The 3,608-nt window shown below is 60.9% G+C and carries 5 protein-coding genes; 3 read left to right on the top strand and 2 right to left on the bottom strand.

The annotated features are described in order from the left end of the window. Window positions 1-344 (top strand): EamA family transporter (locus GX108_06945; protein ID NLO56769.1); only part of this gene is annotated, 344 nt, incomplete at its 5' end. Beyond that, window positions 337-1,503, top strand: coding sequence for an MFS transporter (locus tag GX108_06940; GenBank protein NLO56768.1), 1,167 nt, complete (start codon window positions 337-339; stop codon window positions 1,501-1,503). The genes GX108_06945 and GX108_06940, both read left to right, overlap by 8 nt. Window positions 1,504-1,559: 56 nt before the next feature. Here the strand turns inward: GX108_06940 and GX108_06935 are convergent, their stop codons facing one another. Together GX108_06935 and GX108_06930 are read right to left on the bottom strand one after the other, a co-directional pair. Next, entirely contained in the window at window positions 1,560-1,877 is a 318-nt protein-coding gene (locus GX108_06935) for a hypothetical protein (GenBank protein ID NLO56767.1), read from the bottom strand. 119 nt (window positions 1,878-1,996) lie between these two features. Further along, window positions 1,997-3,184, bottom strand: coding sequence for an MFS transporter (locus tag GX108_06930; GenBank protein ID NLO56766.1), 1,188 nt, complete (start codon window positions 3,182-3,184; stop codon window positions 1,997-1,999). A 136-nt stretch (window positions 3,185-3,320) separates the two neighbouring features. Between GX108_06930 and GX108_06925 the strand changes: the two genes are divergently transcribed. Continuing rightward, on the top strand, window positions 3,321-3,608 hold a 288-nt coding region (locus GX108_06925; GenBank protein NLO56765.1), incomplete at its 3' end, for a peptidase M20.

Below are 3,608 nucleotides of genomic sequence, written 5' to 3'. Positions count from 1 at the left end.
TGGTCTTCGAGCCGGTCCCCTCTATCGGGTCCATCGACTCCAGGGCTTTGTGGGGACTTCTCTATGTCGTAATCCTCGTCACCGTGATTCCCTTCCTCGTCCAAACGGTGGCCCAAAGGTTCAGCCCCGAGGTCCACGCCGCCATACTGCTCTCCCTCGAGGGTCCCTTCGGTTATGTCATCGCCGTGCTGATCGGCCAGGAAGTGCTGAACTTCCAGATAGTCTCGGGGGGCGTCATCATACTCCTCGGCGTAGCCTTGGCCGAACTCGACACCCTTCTCAGGAAGGCCTTCCGTCTTCCCGGGGCGGACGTGGTTCTTCCGGGGGGTGACCACGATGCATAGGGTAAAAAAACTGCTTCCCAGGATGGCGGGGGGCAACTTTGCCATAATGAGCTTTAGTTACGCCTATTTTATCCTGCCCCTTTATCTCGATCATGTGGGGCTGAAGTCCCAGGCCACGATCGGTTGGATCCTGGGATCTTTCTACGCGGCGTCGACCCTTCCCAGGCCCTTAATGGCTCTCCTGGTGGAGCGCTTTTCCTTCAGGACCACCCTTACCGGCGCCGCCCTCTGCAGCGCCGTCGGGAGCACGGGACTCGCTCTTTCGGGAGCCTCGCTGCCCTTTTTGATCCTCTCCAGGCTGCTCATGGGCTTCGGTTTCGGGCTTTTCCTGGACTCGTTGACCACTTACCAGACGATAGTCATCCCCCGGGAGGTGCGGGGAGGGGCCTTCGCCCTGATCACCATCGGCGCCATGGCGCCCTTCCTCTGTGTGGTGCCCCTGCTGGACTGGCTGCTCCAACATAACGGCTACGGCGTCTACCTGTGGTTCGGGCCATTGGTGGCCCTGGCTTGCGCCGTGGTCGGGATGTCCTTTGCAGGCGTGGACCGGAAAGAAGGCATGTCGGGAAAAGGAGCGGGGTGGGGTACCTATTCGCAGCTTTTTCGGCTCACCAGGGCGAGGGTCCTTTTCCTGGCGGTGTTTATCTATGGGATGACCGACGCGGCGGTGATATCGATCCCGGTACTTGCCTTGAGCAAGGGGCTCCTGTCGTCCTATTTCATGGTGACCTTCGCCGTGGTGGCCATTTTGACGAGGCTGGCGGGGTTCAGGCTCATGGACGCTTTTCCCAGGGCCATCGCGTACACCGTTGCGGCGGCCTGGAACTCTTTATCGCTCTTCGGCACGTCCTTTTCGACTTCTTCCCTGGCTTTCGCCTTCTGGGGGCTCCTGTACGGCATGGGGGTAGGTGTCGGCTTTCCCTTGTCGCTGGCGATGATAGGGGACGCGGCGCCACCGGAGCTGAACCCCAAAGCCACCGCCGTCGTGTGGTTCATACTCGACGGGTGCTTCTTCCTGACACCCGTGGTGGTAGGCTACCTCTCCTCCCTGCTGGGAGTGGCCGGCGCCTTCAGGTTTCTCCCGGCAATGCTTTTTTTCGCGGCCCCGGCCGTCTACTTCCTTCTCTGGAGGCCCCTGGAGAAAAGGGTATCCCCGTAAGTCTTCCCGAACCGGGTCGCCCTCGCCGGGGAACAGGGTCTGAGGGCGGTCGGCCTTTAACCCGCCGAGTGGCGAGACTTCCTGCGCTCCTCCAGTTGGCCCTCGCGGATATCCCTGTCTATCCTCATCCGGACGGTGACCTCGTCGTCGGTGAGCCAGAAGTATTCGGGAGGGAGATAGAGAATTTCCTCCGCGTCCGATTCGTTGAACATGATCCTGAACCGCCCGCTTTGCCCCGTTTCCATGTTGGTCACCAGGACCGCGCAGTCGCCGCAGTCATAATGGACCTTCATGTACATCCTGCACAGTTCGGCGGCCCGCTCTCTCATCCTTTCCCCAAGCTGAATGTAGTGTTCAACTTCGAGCTTCAGCACTTCCTCCAACCTCCCCCTTATTCTTACGGGAGGTAGTATAACATACTATCCTGATAAACCGATATCTGGGAGGGAAAGCCTGGGATCAAGTCATGGGGACACGGGTCGCGACGGATCACCTACTGCCCGTCTCGCCGGCACTCATCGCTTTTCCATCCTTTCCAGAAGACCGGCATCGGGAGGAGGGGAAGCAAACCGAGCAGGATGAGGACCATGGTGAGGTTTGTGCGGTCCGCCAGCGCCCCGATGGGGGCGATAAGGAGGCTCGCCAGCCCGAAGGGGAGTCCCATGACCATCGAGGCGGCGGTGCTCCTCGCGGTGGGGGCCATCTCCTGGGCGGCCGCCCCGGTGACGGGCAGCAGTCCCTGGAGGAGGGCATTGCCTATCATGTAGAGGGCAATCGAGAGTATTCCGCTGGTGAGGGCCGCCGGGACCAGGAAAAAGGGCGCCATGGTCATGGCCGCCATGGTGACCCTTCGGCGACCTAGCCTGTCGGCTATCCGCCCTCCGATCATGGGCGAGACCGTGCCCACGGTGTTTATCAGGAAGAGTATCGTGCCGATGTTCACGATGCTTCCCCCCCGGGAGGCGATGAGCAGCGGGAGGAAGAAGCGTATGCCCTCGAAGGCCGTCTCCCTGCAGACACAGGTCAGCCATACAGGGCAGATGACCGCGAAAGTCTTGGTGAAGGAACGCAAGAAGCCCAAGGGGGAGGGATAGGCTTCCGAGCCCTCCGCCTTCAGGGTCGGGATGTAGCGGATCACCAGCCAGGCCCCTACGGAGACGGGCACCAGCGTCGCGGCCACCATCAGCGGTCCGAGGCCGAAGAGTTTGACCAGGAGGACGGCGTAGATCGGGCTGAGGGTGGAACCGAGTATCCCCGCCACGGAGAACAGGGCGAGGAAGAAGGCCAGTTTCTCCGGGTCTCCCACGTACCCCACGCTTCCGTGCCCCAGGGGGTGGTAGATGGAACTGCCGAAGGCCCAGAGGCCGACCAGGATAAGGGTGACGCCATAGGTGGGTCCCAGCGGAAGTAGAGCCGCCCCCAGCGCCGTCAGCAGTGGTCCCGCGATTATCGCGTAGGGGCGGGAGAAAGAATCGGAAATGTAGCCGGCCATGGGCTGAACGACCACGTGGATCATCCCCGAGAGGGAATTAAGGAGCCCCGCCTGGGCGTAGGAGATCCCAAGCCGCCCGACGATCACCGGGACGAAGGTGGCCAGAAAAGTCCCATGGAGGTCGTTGAGAAAGTGCGTCAGCGTCAGGATGACTAACTTGCTGTTGATGGCCGGACGTTTGAGCTTCATGACCTCGACCAGGACTCCCCTCGCGAATTTTTACCGGCGGATCCAATTGTATCACTGTATACATGAACAAGCTTCCCTCGAAGGGGTGGTATTATTGGGCCATCCCTTCGCCCCAATAGGAAAGAGAGGACCAATTATGGAGAATGCCAGGCAGGCCATACTTGAACTCCTCCTGGACCTGGCCCGGATACCCAGCGTCACCCGTTCGGCTGGGGAAGTCGAGGCCGGAAGGTTCATCCATTCCTGGCTTTCGGGAAAAGATTATTTCCGTGACCATCCCGACAATATCAGGTTTATTCCTGTCCCCGGGGACTCCTTCGGAAGGGGGGCCGTCATGGCCGTCGTGGAGGCCGAACCAGCCGTCGAAGAGACCGTGATCCTCACCGGGCACTTCGACGTGGTGGGGACCGAAGACTTCGGCCCC

Origin of the sequence: Thermovirga sp. (assembly GCA_012523215.1) — a bacterium.
GTDB lineage: Bacteria > Synergistota > Synergistia > Synergistales > Thermovirgaceae > 58-81.
The sequence above is the reverse complement of the archived record's forward strand: the minus strand, read 5'-3'. Positions and strand labels throughout refer to the sequence as shown.

Bases quoted from the DNA above. Each gene is read 5' to 3' on its own strand.
- GX108_06930 (NLO56766.1), bottom strand. From the start codon at position 3,184: ATGAAGCTCAAACGTCCGGCCATCAACAGCAAGTTAGTCATCCTGACG.
- GX108_06940 (NLO56768.1), top strand. From the start codon at position 337: ATGCATAGGGTAAAAAAACTGCTTCCCAGGATGGCGGGGGGCAACTTT.